This window comes from Vreelandella sp. 162(4c), assembly GCF_058152265.1.
Window position 1 is genome coordinate 1,729,533 of sequence record NZ_CM176981.1, and the last position, 14,455, is coordinate 1,743,987.

The 14,455-nt window shown below is 56.3% G+C and carries 16 protein-coding genes and 3 tRNA genes; 3 read left to right on the forward strand and 16 right to left on the reverse strand.

Going from position 1 to position 14,455, the window contains the following annotated elements:
• Nucleotides 1-8: 8 nt before the first annotated feature.
• The 9 genes from ccmI to ccmA form a co-directional block, all read right to left on the reverse strand.
• Nucleotides 9-1,247, reverse strand: a complete 1,239-nt coding sequence (gene ccmI, locus AC4EYZ_RS07775) for a c-type cytochrome biogenesis protein CcmI (RefSeq protein ID WP_474192463.1) — start codon at nt 1,245-1,247, stop codon at nt 9-11.
• Nucleotides 1,244-1,714 carry a cytochrome c-type biogenesis protein gene (locus AC4EYZ_RS07780; protein ID WP_039858734.1) on the reverse strand — a complete coding sequence of 157 codons (471 nt, stop codon included), beginning with the start codon at nt 1,712-1,714 and terminating at the stop codon, nt 1,244-1,246. The genes ccmI and AC4EYZ_RS07780 overlap by 4 nt, the downstream gene beginning before the upstream one ends.
• Entirely contained in the window at nt 1,705-2,232 is a 528-nt protein-coding gene (locus tag AC4EYZ_RS07785) for a DsbE family thiol:disulfide interchange protein (RefSeq protein ID WP_041157622.1), read from the reverse strand. Before AC4EYZ_RS07785 ends, AC4EYZ_RS07780 begins: the two co-directional genes overlap by 10 nt.
• Nucleotides 2,229-4,250: a heme lyase CcmF/NrfE family subunit gene (locus tag AC4EYZ_RS07790; RefSeq protein WP_474192462.1), complete on the reverse strand. Its 2,022-nt coding sequence runs from the start codon at nt 4,248-4,250 to the stop codon at nt 2,229-2,231. Before AC4EYZ_RS07790 ends, AC4EYZ_RS07785 begins: the two co-directional genes overlap by 4 nt.
• Nucleotides 4,251-4,302: 52 nt before the next feature.
• Complete coding sequence (ccmE, locus tag AC4EYZ_RS07795; RefSeq protein WP_027957351.1) at nt 4,303-4,812, reverse strand: cytochrome c maturation protein CcmE; 510 nt, start codon at nt 4,810-4,812, stop codon at nt 4,303-4,305.
• A complete protein-coding gene (ccmD, locus tag AC4EYZ_RS07800; RefSeq protein ID WP_022519956.1) occupies nt 4,809-5,000 on the reverse strand; it encodes a heme exporter protein CcmD in 192 nt (63 codons plus the stop codon). The genes ccmE and ccmD overlap by 4 nt, the downstream gene beginning before the upstream one ends.
• A complete protein-coding gene (locus AC4EYZ_RS07805) occupies nt 5,000-5,767 on the reverse strand; it encodes a heme ABC transporter permease (RefSeq protein ID WP_474192460.1) in 768 nt (255 codons plus the stop codon). Before AC4EYZ_RS07805 ends, ccmD begins: the two co-directional genes overlap by 1 nt.
• A 14-nt stretch (nt 5,768-5,781) precedes the next feature.
• Nucleotides 5,782-6,450 carry a heme exporter protein CcmB gene (gene ccmB / locus AC4EYZ_RS07810; RefSeq protein WP_223828158.1) on the reverse strand — a complete coding sequence of 223 codons (669 nt, stop codon included), beginning with the start codon at nt 6,448-6,450 and terminating at the stop codon, nt 5,782-5,784.
• A 284-nt stretch (nt 6,451-6,734) separates the two neighbouring features.
• Complete coding sequence (gene ccmA / locus AC4EYZ_RS07815; protein ID WP_342584773.1) at nt 6,735-7,355, reverse strand: cytochrome c biogenesis heme-transporting ATPase CcmA; 621 nt, start codon at nt 7,353-7,355, stop codon at nt 6,735-6,737.
• Between the two features lie 197 nt (nt 7,356-7,552).
• On the opposite strand from ccmA, the gene AC4EYZ_RS07820 reads away from it, so the two are divergent.
• Both AC4EYZ_RS07820 and AC4EYZ_RS07825 read left to right on the forward strand, forming a co-directional pair.
• Nucleotides 7,553-7,933, forward strand: a complete 381-nt coding sequence (locus AC4EYZ_RS07820; RefSeq protein WP_022519959.1) for a LexA family protein — start codon at nt 7,553-7,555, stop codon at nt 7,931-7,933.
• The gene (locus AC4EYZ_RS07825) at nt 7,933-8,559 is read left to right on the forward strand and encodes an IMPACT family protein (protein WP_022519960.1); all 627 of its coding nucleotides are present in this window, start codon (nt 7,933-7,935) and stop codon (nt 8,557-8,559) included. Before AC4EYZ_RS07820 ends, AC4EYZ_RS07825 begins: the two co-directional genes overlap by 1 nt.
• Before the next feature lie 230 nt (nt 8,560-8,789).
• On the opposite strand, the gene AC4EYZ_RS07830 is transcribed toward AC4EYZ_RS07825, so the two are convergent.
• The 3 genes from AC4EYZ_RS07830 to AC4EYZ_RS07840 all read right to left on the reverse strand — a co-directional run bounded on the left by AC4EYZ_RS07830 (nt 8,790) and on the right by AC4EYZ_RS07840 (nt 12,286).
• The gene (locus AC4EYZ_RS07830; RefSeq protein ID WP_022519961.1) at nt 8,790-10,112 is read right to left on the reverse strand and encodes a sodium ion-translocating decarboxylase subunit beta; all 1,323 of its coding nucleotides are present in this window, start codon (nt 10,110-10,112) and stop codon (nt 8,790-8,792) included.
• A gap of 10 nt (nt 10,113-10,122) precedes the next feature.
• Nucleotides 10,123-11,937: a sodium-extruding oxaloacetate decarboxylase subunit alpha gene (oadA, locus tag AC4EYZ_RS07835; RefSeq protein WP_490204212.1), complete on the reverse strand. Its 1,815-nt coding sequence runs from the start codon at nt 11,935-11,937 to the stop codon at nt 10,123-10,125.
• Nucleotides 11,938-12,028: 91 nt separating this feature from the next.
• Nucleotides 12,029-12,286, reverse strand: a complete 258-nt coding sequence (locus AC4EYZ_RS07840) for an OadG family protein (RefSeq protein ID WP_022519963.1) — start codon at nt 12,284-12,286, stop codon at nt 12,029-12,031.
• Nucleotides 12,287-12,445: 159 nt separating this feature from the next.
• Here AC4EYZ_RS07840 and AC4EYZ_RS07845 point away from each other — a divergent pair, with 159 nt between their 5' ends.
• A complete protein-coding gene (locus AC4EYZ_RS07845; RefSeq protein WP_223828023.1) occupies nt 12,446-13,441 on the forward strand; it encodes a tRNA dihydrouridine synthase in 996 nt (331 codons plus the stop codon).
• Between the two features lie 173 nt (nt 13,442-13,614).
• Here AC4EYZ_RS07845 and AC4EYZ_RS07850 read toward each other — a convergent pair.
• The 4 genes from AC4EYZ_RS07850 to csrA form a co-directional block, all read right to left on the reverse strand.
• Nucleotides 13,615-13,691 (reverse strand) — tRNA-Arg (locus AC4EYZ_RS07850).
• Between the two features lie 142 nt (nt 13,692-13,833).
• Nucleotides 13,834-13,910: transfer RNA gene (locus tag AC4EYZ_RS07855), tRNA-Arg, on the reverse strand.
• 56 nt (nt 13,911-13,966) lie between these two features.
• A tRNA-Ser gene (locus tag AC4EYZ_RS07860) sits at nt 13,967-14,059 on the reverse strand.
• Nucleotides 14,060-14,192: 133 nt separating this feature from the next.
• Nucleotides 14,193-14,381, reverse strand: a complete 189-nt coding sequence (gene csrA, locus AC4EYZ_RS07865; protein ID WP_007111501.1) for a carbon storage regulator CsrA — start codon at nt 14,379-14,381, stop codon at nt 14,193-14,195.
• Nucleotides 14,382-14,455: the final 74 nt, after the last annotated feature.

The following is a 14,455-nucleotide window of genomic DNA, read 5'->3' on the forward strand; positions in this document are numbered from 1 at the left end:
TGTTGCGATTATTCAAAGACACGGTTAATCACCACTTCGGCCGCTTCGTCGTCTTCAATTGGCCCGATGCTGACGCTCTCAAGGTCACCAAACAGATCCCCGGGCTGGGGCGCTGCTTGGCCAGAAGGAGAAACACGCACCACTAAACGGGCTTCCTGTACCTGGGATATTTGCGCCTGGGGAGACATTGCGACACTGTTATCTAGCGTCACGGTCATAGGCAGCTCGGATACCTGTGCCCGCACCACGGCCAGGGGCGGTAACTCGCCCTCAATATCGCGGGCGGTAATAAAGACGCTGGCATCGCCATCTACGCGCCCGACGAGCTCCTCATCCAGCGAGACACGCACACGAATGCCGGTGCCCTCGGTGACGGCTTCTTCGGGTTCAATACCCAATCGCTCCTGAGCCACGCGAATGCCGTCGCGTAGCGAGGACACAGTGTTGGGATCCTCGATATTGGCAATCGCCCGGCGCCAGTGGTCAATAGCCTGCTCGTAATCGCCGTTGTCGAAGGCATTAATGCCCAGCAAGCCCAGCACGGTGGGCTGGCGGGGATCCTGCTCCAACGTCTCGTCGACCAACGCTTGTACTTCGTCGGTAAGCTCGCGCTCAGCCATAAAGAAACGAATCTGCGCCAACTGCGCAAGCAGCGGTGGAATGCGCCCTTCAATCTCGATCAGGCGCTCCAGGGCGTCCACGGCCTTGGGCATTTGTCCGGTTTCACGGTAGAGCGGAAACAGCTCGCTCCACACATTAGGGTTATCCGGCTGGCGTTCGGCCTGCTCCTCCATGCGCTCGATATACATGGCAAGCGATCCATCAGGGTCGTTCTGCACTTCTTGCTGCACGGCCAGTAGCACCAGGTCGCCCTCAGCGCCCTTTTGCTGATACCAAATAACGCTAACAGCGACCACAGCGAGCATCACCACAGGCACGACAATACGGCCGGCGCTGGCAGCCTTTAGCGGCCGACGCTCGCGAAAAGCAGTGTCTTCCAGCAGGCTGCGCTCGAGTTCCAGCCGGTCTTCCTCAAAGCGTGCGGCATCTATGTCGCCGCGTTCAAGAGCCGCTTCCAGTGACGCCAAGCGGCGCTTGAAAATCGCCACGTTCTGCTCGGCGGAGGTGTCGTTGGCTTCAAAATCGCGCTGCTGGTCATGCAGGGCACGCGCGTTTCTTAGCGGCGAAACCAGCAGCCACAGCGCGGGGAGCAGTAGAATGGCAATGGCTATCCAGATCAGCGTCATGAAGACCCCTTACGGTTAGTCAGCGCGTCTATGCGCTGGCGTTCTTCGGCGCTCAACGCTTTAGCAGAGGCGTTACGGCGGGCGCGAATCATCAGCACAACCACCATCGCACCTAGCAACACCAGGGCGATGGGCAAGCCCCAAAGCAGGTAGGTACGGCTCTCTAAACGCGGGTTGTAGAGAATATATTCACCAAACCGCTGCACCATATGGTTGATAATTTCGATATCCGACTGCCCGTCTTGCAACAGTTGATAAACCCGCTCACGCATATCTGCCGAAATGGGTGCATCGGAATCGTTTATGGCTTGGTTTTCACACAGTGGGCAGCGCATGGAGGCGGTTAAATCGTGATAGCGCTTCTCCATGACCGGGTCGTCAAATTCGCGCAGTTCGATACCACCTGCCGCTGCACCAAACGCTATGACCAGCAGTAGTAGCGCTGCCATGGTTCGCATTAGCGCCATTTTTCCACCTCCGGAAGAATTCGCTCGCGCACGTCTTGCGGTGATACGTAGCCTTTATGGTGATAGCGAATGACCCCGTCGGCATCGACCAGGAATGTCTCCGGGGCGCCGTAGACGCCAAGATCAAACCCTAGCTCGCCTTCCGGATCAAAAATATTAACTTCAAACGGATCGCCAAATTCGCTGAGAAACTGCATGCCTTTCTCGCGGGTATCGCGGTAGTTGACCCCGACCATGCGAATGTCGTTATCAGCCAGTTCCAGCAGTTGCGGCATCTCCTGCTTACAGGCCGGACACCACTCGCCCCACACATTCACCAACGTCACCTCACCCTTTAACAGCGTTTGGTCAACGCGGCGATTCTCATCACGCAGCGTGCTGGCTTCAAAGGTCGGGAACTCCCGCGCCATCAGCGCTGAATCCCGCTGGGAGGGGTCCAGCGAGAGGCCTTGGTAAAAGAACAGCGCCAGGGCTAAAAAACACACCGGCAACAGTAATAGCAGTAGCCGTCGCTTCATGCCGTGGCCTCCCGTGCGCTGTTCTGAGTACTATCATCCTGGCTAGCCACTTTGGGCGCTTCACGGGTGGATGCGGTACGGCGGTAGCGCTTGTCGAGCACCGCCAATACACCGCCAAACGCCATTAGCAGTGCGCCCAGCCAGAGCCAACGGACGAACGGCTTATACTGCACCCGCATTGCCCAACTGCCATCGCCCAGGTTCTCACCCATGGCGACATAGAGGTCGCGGAACAGCCCTGGGCGCAGGGCCACTTGCGTCATCGGCATACCGGTGGCCAGGTAGAGACGCTTTTCGGGCCGCATGGTAAAGCTGCTGCCTGAGTCGCCGCGCTGCACTTGTAGAATCGAGGTGTCCGCCAGGAAGTTAGCGCCACGACGCTCGGTTAACTCGGTCATGGTGAACTGATAGCCCGCGACTTCGACCGTGGTGCCCGGCGACATGCGCACGTTGCGCTCAATGTTGTAGTTGGACACTACCGTCACGCCGACGATAGTGACCGCAACACCTACGTGCCCCAACACCATGCCCCAATAAGCCAGGGAGAGCTTACGAACACCGGCCAAAAACGAACTGGCGTGGCGGGTTTTATCGAATACATCGCGCACCATCGGCAGCACAATCCAGAGTGCAGAGACAATGCCCAGGGAGACAAACAGGTTCCACTCGCCACGGTACAGCAGCGGCATTAATATGCCGATCACCAATGCGGCCACACCGGCTAACCACAGTTTACGAATCAGATCCCGTGCCGCCATGCTCTTCCAGCGCGTTACCGAGCCAAGCCCCATAAAGATACACATCAACACGGTAAGCGGCACAAACAGGGTATTAAAGTAAGGCGGGCCCACGCTGATTTTCCCCAGCCCCAGAGAATCCAGAATCAGCGGATAGACGGTACCCAGTAGCACGGTGACGGTCATAATCACCAGAAAGATATTATTAACCAGCAGCAGCGCATCCCGGGAGAGCCAGTTAAACCCCACCTTATGACTTACCCGCGGAGCGCGCAGGGCAAACACCAGCAGCGACAGCGTTACCGTAATGGCCAGCAGCATCAGGATAAAGAAACCGCGGGCCGGGTCGTTGGCGAACGCATGCACCGAGGTCAGCACCCCAGAGCGCACCAGGAAAGTGCCCATTAGCGACAGCGAGAAGGTCGAGATCGCCAACAGCACGGTCCAGCTTTTAAACGAGCCGCGCTTCTCGGTGACCGCGAGTGAGTGAACCAGTGCGGTTCCCGTCAGCCAGGGCAGCAGTGAAGCGTTTTCGACCGGATCCCAGAACCACCAGCCACCCCAGCCAAGCTCGTAATAGGCCCACCAACTGCCTAACGCGATACCCACGGTCAGGAATGCCCAGGCCAGATTCGTCCAGGGCCTTGCCCAGCGCGTCCAGGCCGCGTCTAAACGACCGCCCATCAGCGCTGCAATGGCAAATGCAAAGACCACGGAAAAGCCCACATAGCCCATGTAGAGCATCGGCGGATGCACCACTAGCCCGAAGTCTTGCAACAGCGGGTTAAGGTCGGCGCCATCCTGGGGCATACCGGGCAGTAGCCGCTCGAAGGGGTTCGATGTCATCAGAATAAACAGTAAGAAGCCGACGCAAACCATACCCATCACGCCCATTACTCGCGCGACCATATCCCGCGGCAGGTTGCCGGTAAACAGGCTGGCCGCACACCCCCAGCCCGCGAGCATAAAGCTCCACAGCAGCACCGACCCTTCATGGTTGCCCCACACCGCGCTGAACTTGTAGTACCAGGGCAGCAGCGAGTTGGAGTTGTTGGCCACGTTCGCCACGCTAAAGTCGTCCAGCATATAGCTGGCGGTCAAACAGGCGTAGGCAATGGCAATGAACACAAACTGCCCCACCGCCATGGGCTGACCATAGGCCATCCACAGCGGGCGCCGGGTGGCCGCACCGGCCAGCGGCATCACGGCCTGCACCGCCGCCATCAGCAACGCGATAATGAGGGCAAAGTGGCCAATTTCAGGAATCATTTTGATAAACATGTGCGCTCCGAACCAGCACTGGCGGTAAGGCAAGGCGGTTAAACGGTGGGTCTTAGTATTCGCTTGCTTGGGGTACGCCTTCTTCGTCCAGGCGTTTACCCACTTCCGCGGCTTTGGCCTGGTAGTCGGCTGGCGAATAGCCCGCCTCTTCAAGTGCCTGGGCGACTTCAGGGGGCATATAGTTCTCATCGTGGCGCGCAAGCACTTTATCGGCGTACAAACGACCATCGGACTGAAGCTCTCCGATCACTACCACGCCTTGGCCTTCGCGGAACAAGTCGGGCAGGATGCCGCTGTAGTAGACCTCCAGGTCATCAACGTAATCGGTGACGACAAACTCGACGTCCAGGCTCTCGGGGTCACGGGATACTGAACCCTCTTTCACCATGCCACCGGCGCGAATCTGCCGCTCCATGGGCGCGTCGCCCTGGGCGATCTGTACCGGGCTGAAAAACAGATTGATGTTAGCGCGCAGCGCGTACAGGGTCAGCCCCACGGCAATCGCGGCCAGCGACACAAGGCCCAGGATAATAAAGAGTTTCTGTTTACGTTTAGGCGTCATTGGGCGTTTCCCCTTGCGCTGTTTGCGCGTCTTGCACGGCGTTTCAAGCCTTTGATCAATTGGCGCTGTTCAGCACGCGCATGCCATACGGTGGCGAGCAGCAGTAGCGCTGTCACGCCCCAGGCAGACCACACATAAGGCGCGTGACCACCCATGGCGAGAAATTCGGAAAATGAGTCAAACGCCATTAGCGAGCCTCCTCTGCCGGTACTTTCACCACTTGGCCGGTCACCAATTCCTGTACCCAGCGTTTGTTAGCTTCGCGGCGCAAAACTTCACTGCGTGTGCGCATCAGCGTTAAGGCAATGAAAAAGCAGTAAAAACCCAGCACCATAATGACCAGAGGCAGCCACATTTCAGTAGGCATGGCCGGGCGCGAGGTCAGCGTAAATGAAGCGGGCTGGTGCAGGGTATACCACCAGTCCACCGAGTATTTGATGATGGGAATATTGATCACCCCCACCATGGCCAGCACCGAGGCTGCCCGTGAGGCGCTATCGCGGCTGGTAAAAGCCCCACGCAGAGCAATTACGCCCAAGTACAAAAACAGCAAGATCAGCATTGACGTTAGCCGTGCATCCCACATCCACCAGGTTCCCCAAGTGGGCACACCCCATACGGCACCGGAAAACAGCGCGACAAAGGTCATAGCTGCGCCAAGAGGCGCCATCACCGCCGCCGCCATATCGGCGACTTTAATTTTCCAGACCATAAACACCAGGCCGGAAACCGCCATGGCAATGAAGATAGACTGAGCCAAAAAGGCCGCCGGCACATGGACGTAAATAATTCGGAAGCTATTACCCTGCTGGTAATCCGCTGGCGCAAACGCCAACCCCCACAGCGAGCCAGTGACGATCAACAGCGCCGCCGCGGCCCAAAACCAGGGCTGTAATTTGGCACTAATGCCGTAGAACCACTTGGGTGATCCCAGCTTGTGTATAAAGGCCCACATAGCGTGTCCCGTCCTTAACCGTTAATACTGATACGCAGCGATGCGGCAATCGCCCACGGCGCCAACATGAGTGAGGCGGCGAGCAGCGCGCCCAGGATAGCCAGGTGTGCGGAGACACCCTCTCCAAAAATGGCCGCCTGCACCGCGCCTGCGCCAAAAATGAGTACCGGGATATACAACGGCAGCACCAGTAGCGAGAGCAGCACTCCGCCCCGTGCCAAGCCAACGGTTAACGCCGCACCGATGGCGCCAATCAAACTCAAGCTTGCCGTACCCAATGCAAGCGACAGCGCCAGCACTGCGTAGCTACCCGCCGGCAGCGCCAGCATAATACCCAATATCGGCGCCATCAGCGCCAACGGTAGGCCTGTCAGCAGCCAGTGTACGGCCACTTTGGCCAAACTTAGCGCGACTAACGGCTGCGGCGCCAATAGCAGTTGCTCCAGACTACCGTCGTCATAATCGCTGCGAAACAGGCTGTCTAATGAAAGCAGCGCGGCTAACAAAGCCGCGACCCACAGCAAACCCGGTGCAATCACCGCTAACAGCTCAGGATCGGGCGAAATAGCGATCGGGAACAGCGTGATCACCAGGGCAAAAAACACCAGTGGATTGAGCACTTCGCCACGACGTCTCAGCAATAGCGTTAAGTCACGCACGAGCGTGGCCTTCACTGCGGTCATTAACCCACCATTATGCTCACGCAGTGGCACTGCTGAAACCTGTTGGGTGGTCTCCGAGCTTTGTGAAGAGCTATTTGAAGCGCCATGTAAAGAGCTGTGCAACCCTTTCTCCTCTACCATACAAGCATCGGTGCCCAGTGGAGGTTTCCGCGAGGGCGCTGTAAACCCCTCCCTGGGCGCTACTTTTGTCATCCATGACAAAAGACCCTCGCTTCAACCTCCCCTGGCACCACGCTGTCGAGCGTTATTTAAGCCGCTATTTCCAATTGAGACAGTCCTGCTTTCTACCCTAGGGATATCCGTCTGAGCAACGGTGAAGCGGTTAACTCGTGGTGTGTCGTTACTAACACGCAGCCCCCCGCCTGAGCGTGGGCAACCAGCTGTCTTTCTAGATCAGCGACGCCGTGGCGATCAATCGCGGTAAAAGGCTCATCCAGTACCCATAGGGCGCGCGGCGTTAACGTTAAGCGCGCCAGGGCAACACGGCGCTGTTGGCCTGCCGAGAGTTGCCCTGCGGGCACATCTTCAAAGCCTGCCAACCCAACCCGTTCAAGGGCTTCCAAGCGCTGATCTTCATTACCACTTTCCCCGCTTAAGGCCTGGTACCAGGCTAAATTTTCTAACGGTGAAAGCCCTGATTTAATGCCTGGTGCGTGTCCTAAATAGAGCAGATTCGCGAGAAAATGTTCGCGTGTCTCGTTCATCGCAGCGCCATTCCAGAACAGTTCGCCCTGGTAGTCACTGAGCTGGCCGGAGAGAATTTTCAGAAGGCTGGTTTTACCACTACCATTGGGCCCTTCAATTCGCACTATTTCACCGCTGCGAACCTCCAGATCCAACCCTTGAAACAGCCAGCGGTCATCGCGTTCACAGGCAAGCTGTCGGGCTTGTAGACACAGGCTCAAGCGTCTCTCCTGGCATATTGATTTCGCGTCGAACTCTACACGTAAAGCCCCTTTCTCGCCACTCACACAATGCGGCGCTGGGTCGCAGCGTGATCTTCATCAATATGTCGTGAGAGCAATTATCTCTGGCACTGTATGCAAAAACAGGTCTACAATGAAAACCACTGTATGAAAGAACATGCAATGGAGATTCTTTGATGACCCTATCGATGGCAGCACCTACCGTTACGTTTGGCCGTAGACAACCGACACCGCGCCCTTACGCAATGGCGCCTAGCATTACCCGACGCAATACCTATGCACTCAAAGTGCGTGGCAATGCACTGTGTGATTGCAACTTGTTCGATGGCGATGTCATTATTATCCGGCGCTATCAACACGATACCCAGACAGAAACTGCCGTTGCCGAAATAAACCAGCAAACGATCGCCTTGAGGCAGCTCTCTATCAGCCGCTTTGGCGTAGAGCTATGGCCAGAAGATACTTTGCAGCCAGCGCTATTTTTGCACAACCGGGATATTCAGGTACTCGGCATGGTAATGGGTGTGAAAAGTGAGACTACCTTTACGGAGCATTAATGCGCTATCGGGTTCCCGAGTTACCCACAGGGTCATGGCACACGGCTGACATTGAAGTAGAAAAGAGCCAATTTATCACCTGGATCTGCCACGCTCCCGATATCAACGCATTCACTACTCTGCTGAATGCGGCGAAAACCGCGCATCCTAATGCCAGCCACCACTGCACTGCCTACATTGCCGGGCCACCCGGCGAGCAAAATCTGATTGGCTTTTCCGATGATGGCGAGCCTGGCGGCACCGCTGGCCGCCCCATGTATCAGGTTCTCCAGGGGAGCCAACTGGGCCAGATTGGCTGTGTGGTCATTCGTTATTTTGGCGGTACAAAGCTCGGCACCGGTGGCTTAGCCCGCGCCTACGCTCAGGCGGTTAGCCATGCCCTTGAGACACTCGCTACCCGGGAAGTGGTTGAGCGCGACACCTACACCCTGCGCCTTACTTTTGCCAATGAAGCGATTGCCCGCGCCTGGTGCGAAGAGCACGACATCCCTATTGAGCAAGCCGACTACGATGGTGATGGCGTTCGCCTGACCATTGGCTGGCCACGGGACTGCCCGCTTGACCTTGCCCCGCTAGAAAACCGCTTGAAGAGTGCTATTGAGGTTCTCTCTGCACCAAAGGCATAACGCAGCAGATGAAAGGGCCCCATATGTCATTGCGAGGAGCTTGCGACGCGGCAATCTCGTTCTGCGGTGGCAAACAAACCGAGATCGCCGCGCTTCGCTCGCGATGACACTCACCGGCCATTGCGAGGAGCCTGCGACGAAGCAATCTCAAGCCTACCCTGAGAACCAACCCCAGATTGCTTCACTGCGTTCGCAATGACACCCCTATGTCGTTGATGGCAGAGGACTAGTTAACCCAGGTATTTAATCATTACCCCGGCCGCGACTGCCGACCCAATAACACCCGCCACGTTGGGGCCCATGGCATGCATCAGCAGGAAGTTATGTGGGTTGGACTCCAGCCCCACCTTATTCGCCACCCGCGCTGCCATAGGCACGGCGGAAACGCCCGCGGCACCTATCAATGGGTTGATGGGCATTTTGCTCACCAGGTTCATCAGCTTGGCCATCAATACCCCAGCGGCCGTGCCGATACCAAAGGCGACAATACCCAGACCTAATATCCCCAGCGTCTCAAATGCCAGGAAACTCTCGGCCATCAGTTTGGAACCTACCGACAGTCCCAGGATAATCGTGACGATATTGATCAAGGCGTTTTGCGCGGTATCCGACAAGCGCTCGACTACGCCACACTCACGCATCAGATTACCGAAGCAGAACATACCGAGTAGCGGTGCCGCATCGGGCAGAAACAGCGCGACCAGAATCAGCAGCATAAGCGGGAAGATGATTTTTTCCAGCTTGGAGACCGGCCGCAACTGGGTCATCTTGATTTGACGCTCTTTATCGGTGGTCAGCAGACGCATGATGGGCGGCTGTATCAGCGGTACCAACGCCATATAGGCGTAGGCAGCCACCGCGATAGCACCCAGCAGCTCCGGCGCCAGCACGCTGGAGACGTAGATGGAGGTCGGGCCATCCGCCCCGCCAATAATACCAATGGCGGCGGCCTGATTGAGCGAGAAATCCATGATGCCCATCGAGGTGAGCGCCACGGCACCAAACAAAGTGGCAAAAATGCCAAACTGAGCGGCCGCACCTAAAAACAGCGTGCGCGGATTGGCCAGCAGCGGACCGAAGTCGGTCATGGCGCCCACACCCATAAAGATAATCAGCGGGGCGATACCTGAACCAATTGCTACTTTATAGAAGTTGTAAAGCATGCCATCGCTATAGCCGACGCCCACGGCGATATCACGTGCGGCACGCACCTGATCCGGTGCGACGCCATCGTGGGCTATCACTTTTAACGATTCACGCCAGGCTTCCGCATTCGCTAACGGATCCAGCGTCGCGCCCAGCGCTGCCGCTATCTGCTGTAGCACTGCGGGTTTCGCCACCTCGATCGCTTGGTCTAGCGCTGAAATCGCCAACCCTGCTTCGGGAATATTGGCCAGAATGCCGCCAAAGCCAATCGGCACCAGCAGCAGCGGCTCAAACTTCTTATAAATGGCCAGGTAAAGCAGCAGTAGCCCCACCATGATCATGACGGCTTGGCCAAGCTCAAGGTTATATAGCCCAGAGCCTTCCCATAACGTTACTAATTTATCCATTACTGGGCCCTTAGAGCTCGATCAGCGCATCGCCTACGGCTACGCTGTCGCCCTCGCTGACGTTAACCTTAGACACAGTGCCTGCGATACTGGCACGCACTTCGGTTTCCATTTTCATCGCTTCAAGAATGATCACCACATCCCCTTCAGCGACTTTATCGCCAGGGCGGACATTAACCTTGAAGATATTGCCGGCCAGCGGCGCATCAATGCTCTCACCAGTGGGTGCAGACACTTCCTCTTTGGGGGCGCCAGTGCTGGCCGCCGTTTGCTCCTGCACTTCGCCCAGTTCACCACCTTCAGACACTTCCACCACGAAGGCTTTACCGTTGAGCTTAACGGTATAGGTTTCCGGGCCACTGCTAGCCACCGGCGCTTTGCTTTCCACCTTGGCGGGTGTCTTTTCAGCACTTGCGTCAGTTGCCTGGGGGGCAGGTTCAAAGGCGTCGGGATTGTCGCGGTTTTTAAGGAACTTCAAGCCGATCTGCGGGAACAGCGCGTAGGTCAGAACATCATCTACTTCGCGCTTGCCTTCGGCCAAGCGAATGCCTTCAGCGCTAGCCTTCTCTTTCAGTTCGGCAGCCAGCCTATCCATTTCCGGTGAGAGGTTATCCGCCGGGCGACAGGTAATCGGCTCGCCGCCTTCCAAGACGCGCTTTTGCAATTCGGCGTTGAAGGGTGCTGGGGCAGCACCATATTCACCTTTGAGCAGCGCCTGAACTTCCTTGGAGATCGACTTGTAGCGCTCGCCCATCATCACGTTCATGACCGCCTGGGTGCCGACGATTTGCGAGGTGGGCGTCACCAGCGGAATAAAGCCAAGATCTTCGCGCACGCGGGGAATCTCGCTGAGCACGTCGTCCAGCTTATCGCCCGCGCCCTGCTCTTTCAGCTGGCCTTCCATGTTGGTCAGCATGCCGCCGGGCACCTGAGCAATCAGGATGCGCGAATCAATACCACGCAGCGAACCTTCAAAGGCGGCGTACTTCTTACGTACTTCGCGGAAGTAACCGGCAATATCTTCCAGCAGCTCAAGATCCAGACCGGTATCGCGGCCGGTGTCTTTCAGCATTGCCACCACTGACTCGGTGGGGCTGTGACCGTAGGTCATCGACATGGACGAGATCGAGGTGTCGACGTTATCGATGCCCGCTTCTACCGCTTTCAAAATAGTCGACGTAGAGAGGCCGGTGGTGGCATGGCAATGTAAATGCACCGGAATCGATAGCTCTTTCTTCAGCCGGGAGACCAAATCAAACGCTGTGTAGGGCGTCAATAGCCCCGCCATATCCTTGATAGCCAATGAATCTGCGCCTAAGCCGGCAATGGTTTTGGCGAGATCAACCCAGCTATCCAGGGTATGTACCGGGCTCACGGTGTAAGAGATGGTGCCCTGGGCGTGACCTTCGACGTTACGCACCGCCTGAATGGCGCGCTCTAAATTGCGCGGGTCATTCATGGCATCGAAAACACGGAAGACATCAACGCCGTTGGTTTTCGCCCGCTCGACAAACTTATCGACAACGTCATCGGCGTAGTGGCGGTAGCCCAGCAGGTTCTGACCACGTAGCAACATGGCCTGAGGTGTATTGGGCATAGCCTCTTTTAATGCACGAATGCGCTCCCACGGATCTTCGCCCAAATAGCGGATACAGGCGTCATAAGTGGCCCCACCCCAGGTTTCCAGCGACCAATAGCCAACGCGATCCAGTTTTTCGGCGATCGGCAGCATATCGTCCAGCCGCATACGTGTAGCGAATAGCGATTGATGGGCATCGCGCAGCACGACATCAGTAATGCCTAGAGGGCGTTTTATTTCGTTCATTGTCATGGCTCACAGTAGAGAGTTGTAAGTTTGTAGTAAAAATAACAAAAAAATAGCCACAAGAGGGCCAAAATGAAAAAAATCGAGAAAGTTAACGACGCCGGCTTGAGCGATAACGGTGCACTGCAGCACTGATCACCGCCATGACCTCGTCATTTTGCGCAGAGGAACCCGAAGATGGCGACGATTTATTGCCCGTATTAACAGCCACAGGGGCGGGCTGAAAACGCCCAACAAGCTTCGACATCAGCGTAACGCTAATGACCAAAACAGTAAGAAAAACAAACACTACGCCCATACCGAGCGCCATCAACGCCAGCCCTTCTTGCAATAGTTCTAGATCCTGCATAAAGCGATCTCCTTGAAGCCCGGTGTCTTGAAGCACAGCTCAAGTACCATTTTTACGCACATCATGACGCCAATACGGTGAAAGGCGCTTGGCGCAGTAAGGGGAATGCACTAACCTGCCACACCCAGAATAGAATGCAATGGCGCGATAGTGGAAGTCATGGTTGTTAATTTACTACAAAACGGCAGAATCGGCCTAGCCCCGATGGAAGGGGTAATCGACGCCCTGACTCGTGATCTGCTGACCCGGCATGCCGGGTTCGACTGGACAGTCACCGAGTTTGTACGTGTGGTCGATGCGCGCCTGCCGCCAAGAGTGTTTTATAAACACTGCCCCGAGCTTGCGCAACCGCCTGTGGCCACACCAAGCGGCATTCCCGTGCATTTACAGTTACTGGGCTCTGACCCAGTCGCCCTGGCGGCTAACGCGCGCCAGGCGCTTAGCCTGGGCGCGGTGAGCGTCGATCTTAATTTCGGCTGCCCTGCCAAACTGGTTAACCGGCACGATGGCGGCGCCTCGCTGTTACGCCAGCCTGATCGCGTCTATAAGGCGGTTAAAGCCGTTCACGACGCTTTAGAGGGGGAAATCCCGGTGACCGCCAAGATTCGCCTGGGCTTCGCTAATCGCCGTTTAGCGGTGGCCTGCGCCCAAGCCACCGAAGCGGGCGGAGCAGCACAGCTGGTCGTTCATGCACGCACCCGAGACGAGGGCTACCGCCCACCGGCACACTGGGAGTGGATCGGCAAAATTCGCCGCCAAGTGAGCATCCCCGTGGTCGCCAACGGCGATATCTGGACACTGGAAGATTACTGGAAAGCCCGCACCCTGTCAGGGTGTCGCGACGTGATGCTGGGACGGAGCGCCCTGGCCGATCCTTGGCTGGCGCCACGCATTCGCCACTGGCTGCAAACCGGCGAGCGGCTACCTGAGAGTAGCTGGGCGATGCGCGCCAACGTGCTCAAAGAATACGCCGCTCTACAGCGTCAAAAGCTACCCGACCGCGTCGTGGTCTCTCTGGTAAAGCAGTGGCTTGCCCAAATGCGTCAAGGCAGCAGTGAAGCTGAACAGAATTTTCAGCGCGTAAAGCGCATCACCGAGTTAGACCAACTGCTCGACAGCCTTGTTGTCGACGAACAGCAAGCTGCAATGGCTTAGCCCTTCTTTCGCACCACCCCTTTAACAGGCAAAAAAAAGCGCCCTACCGCAAAGCGGGGGCGCTACAAACGATCGCAAGACCGGGGCGCGAGCGACTTCCGGTCAGGCTAGAAACTGGCGGTCAGACTGGAAACAGAAAACCCGCTCTCAATAAGAGAGCGGGTTTTGGAATCTGGCGCGCCCGGGAGGATTCGAACCTCCGACCCCCTGATTCGTAGTCAGGTACTCTATCCAGCTGAGCTACGGGCGCGTAACGTTTTACTAACGTTTACTTTTACTGCGACCAAGACTATTACAAATACTGATTAATGCAATTAGCCTCTGGTACAACTAACTTTAAATACAGCTAATCTCAAATACGATTAACCATAAATGCAGTCAGCATAAAAAGGTGGCGCGCCCGGGAGGATTCGAACCTCCGACCCCCTGATTCGTAGTCAGGTACTCTATCCAGCTGAGCTACGGGCGCATACCTTGTGACCATGCACTTTTTAACAAAGTAAAAGCACTTACTGGCCATGCGATTGGCGGAGAGAGAGGGATTCGAACCCTCGATAGGGCTATAAACCCTATACTCCCTTAGCAGGGGAGCGCCTTCAGCCACTCGGCCACCTCTCCTCAACGGCACGGCGCGAATATTACCGATTTAGTCTTCTTGTGTCTAGTCTTCTACGGATTTTTTTCGCACCGGCCATATCTTACATATAAGCTTACGCTTTAAGCATCGTTTCATCATGCGAGCTCGCAAGGCTTATTCCACTTCATTTTCACTGTTTCGTTCACGCTGAATACGCTGGTAAATCTCTTCACGGTGAACTGCCACATCTTTAGGCGCATTTACGCCGATACGTACTTGATTGCCTTTCACACCTAGCACGGTGACGGTGATTTCATCACCGATCATCAGCGTTTCGCCAACACGGCGAGTTAGGATGAGCATGGCTGATCTCCTTTTCAGACGTTTTATGCAACGGGATATGTCAGCCGGAGGCAACACCATGCCATTATGCGACA

Excerpts from the sequence above, each read along its gene's own strand:
- ccmI (WP_474192463.1), bottom strand. The coding sequence starts at position 1,247 with ATGACGCTGATCTGGATAGCCATTGCCATTCTACTGCTCCCCGCGCTG.
- AC4EYZ_RS07780 (WP_039858734.1), bottom strand. The coding sequence starts at position 1,714 with ATGGCGCTAATGCGAACCATGGCAGCGCTACTACTGCTGGTCATAGCG.
- AC4EYZ_RS07785 (WP_041157622.1), bottom strand. The coding sequence starts at position 2,232 with ATGAAGCGACGGCTACTGCTATTACTGTTGCCGGTGTGTTTTTTAGCC.
- AC4EYZ_RS07790 (WP_474192462.1), bottom strand. The coding sequence starts at position 4,250 with ATGTTTATCAAAATGATTCCTGAAATTGGCCACTTTGCCCTCATTATC.
- ccmE (WP_027957351.1), bottom strand. The coding sequence starts at position 4,812 with ATGACGCCTAAACGTAAACAGAAACTCTTTATTATCCTGGGCCTTGTG.
- ccmD (WP_022519956.1), bottom strand. The coding sequence starts at position 5,000 with ATGGCGTTTGACTCATTTTCCGAATTTCTCGCCATGGGTGGTCACGCG.
- AC4EYZ_RS07805 (WP_474192460.1), bottom strand. The coding sequence starts at position 5,767 with ATGTGGGCCTTTATACACAAGCTGGGATCACCCAAGTGGTTCTACGGC.
- ccmB (WP_223828158.1), bottom strand. The coding sequence starts at position 6,450 with ATGACCGCAGTGAAGGCCACGCTCGTGCGTGACTTAACGCTATTGCTG.
- AC4EYZ_RS07820 (WP_022519959.1), top strand. The coding sequence starts at position 7,553 with ATGACCCTATCGATGGCAGCACCTACCGTTACGTTTGGCCGTAGACAA.
- AC4EYZ_RS07825 (WP_022519960.1), top strand. The coding sequence starts at position 7,933 with ATGCGCTATCGGGTTCCCGAGTTACCCACAGGGTCATGGCACACGGCT.
- AC4EYZ_RS07830 (WP_022519961.1), bottom strand. The coding sequence starts at position 10,112 with ATGGATAAATTAGTAACGTTATGGGAAGGCTCTGGGCTATATAACCTT.
- oadA (WP_490204212.1), bottom strand. The coding sequence starts at position 11,937 with ATGAACGAAATAAAACGCCCTCTAGGCATTACTGATGTCGTGCTGCGC.
- AC4EYZ_RS07840 (WP_022519963.1), bottom strand. The coding sequence starts at position 12,286 with ATGCAGGATCTAGAACTATTGCAAGAAGGGCTGGCGTTGATGGCGCTC.
- AC4EYZ_RS07845 (WP_223828023.1), top strand. The coding sequence starts at position 12,446 with ATGGTTGTTAATTTACTACAAAACGGCAGAATCGGCCTAGCCCCGATG.
- csrA (WP_007111501.1), bottom strand. The coding sequence starts at position 14,381 with ATGCTCATCCTAACTCGCCGTGTTGGCGAAACGCTGATGATCGGTGAT.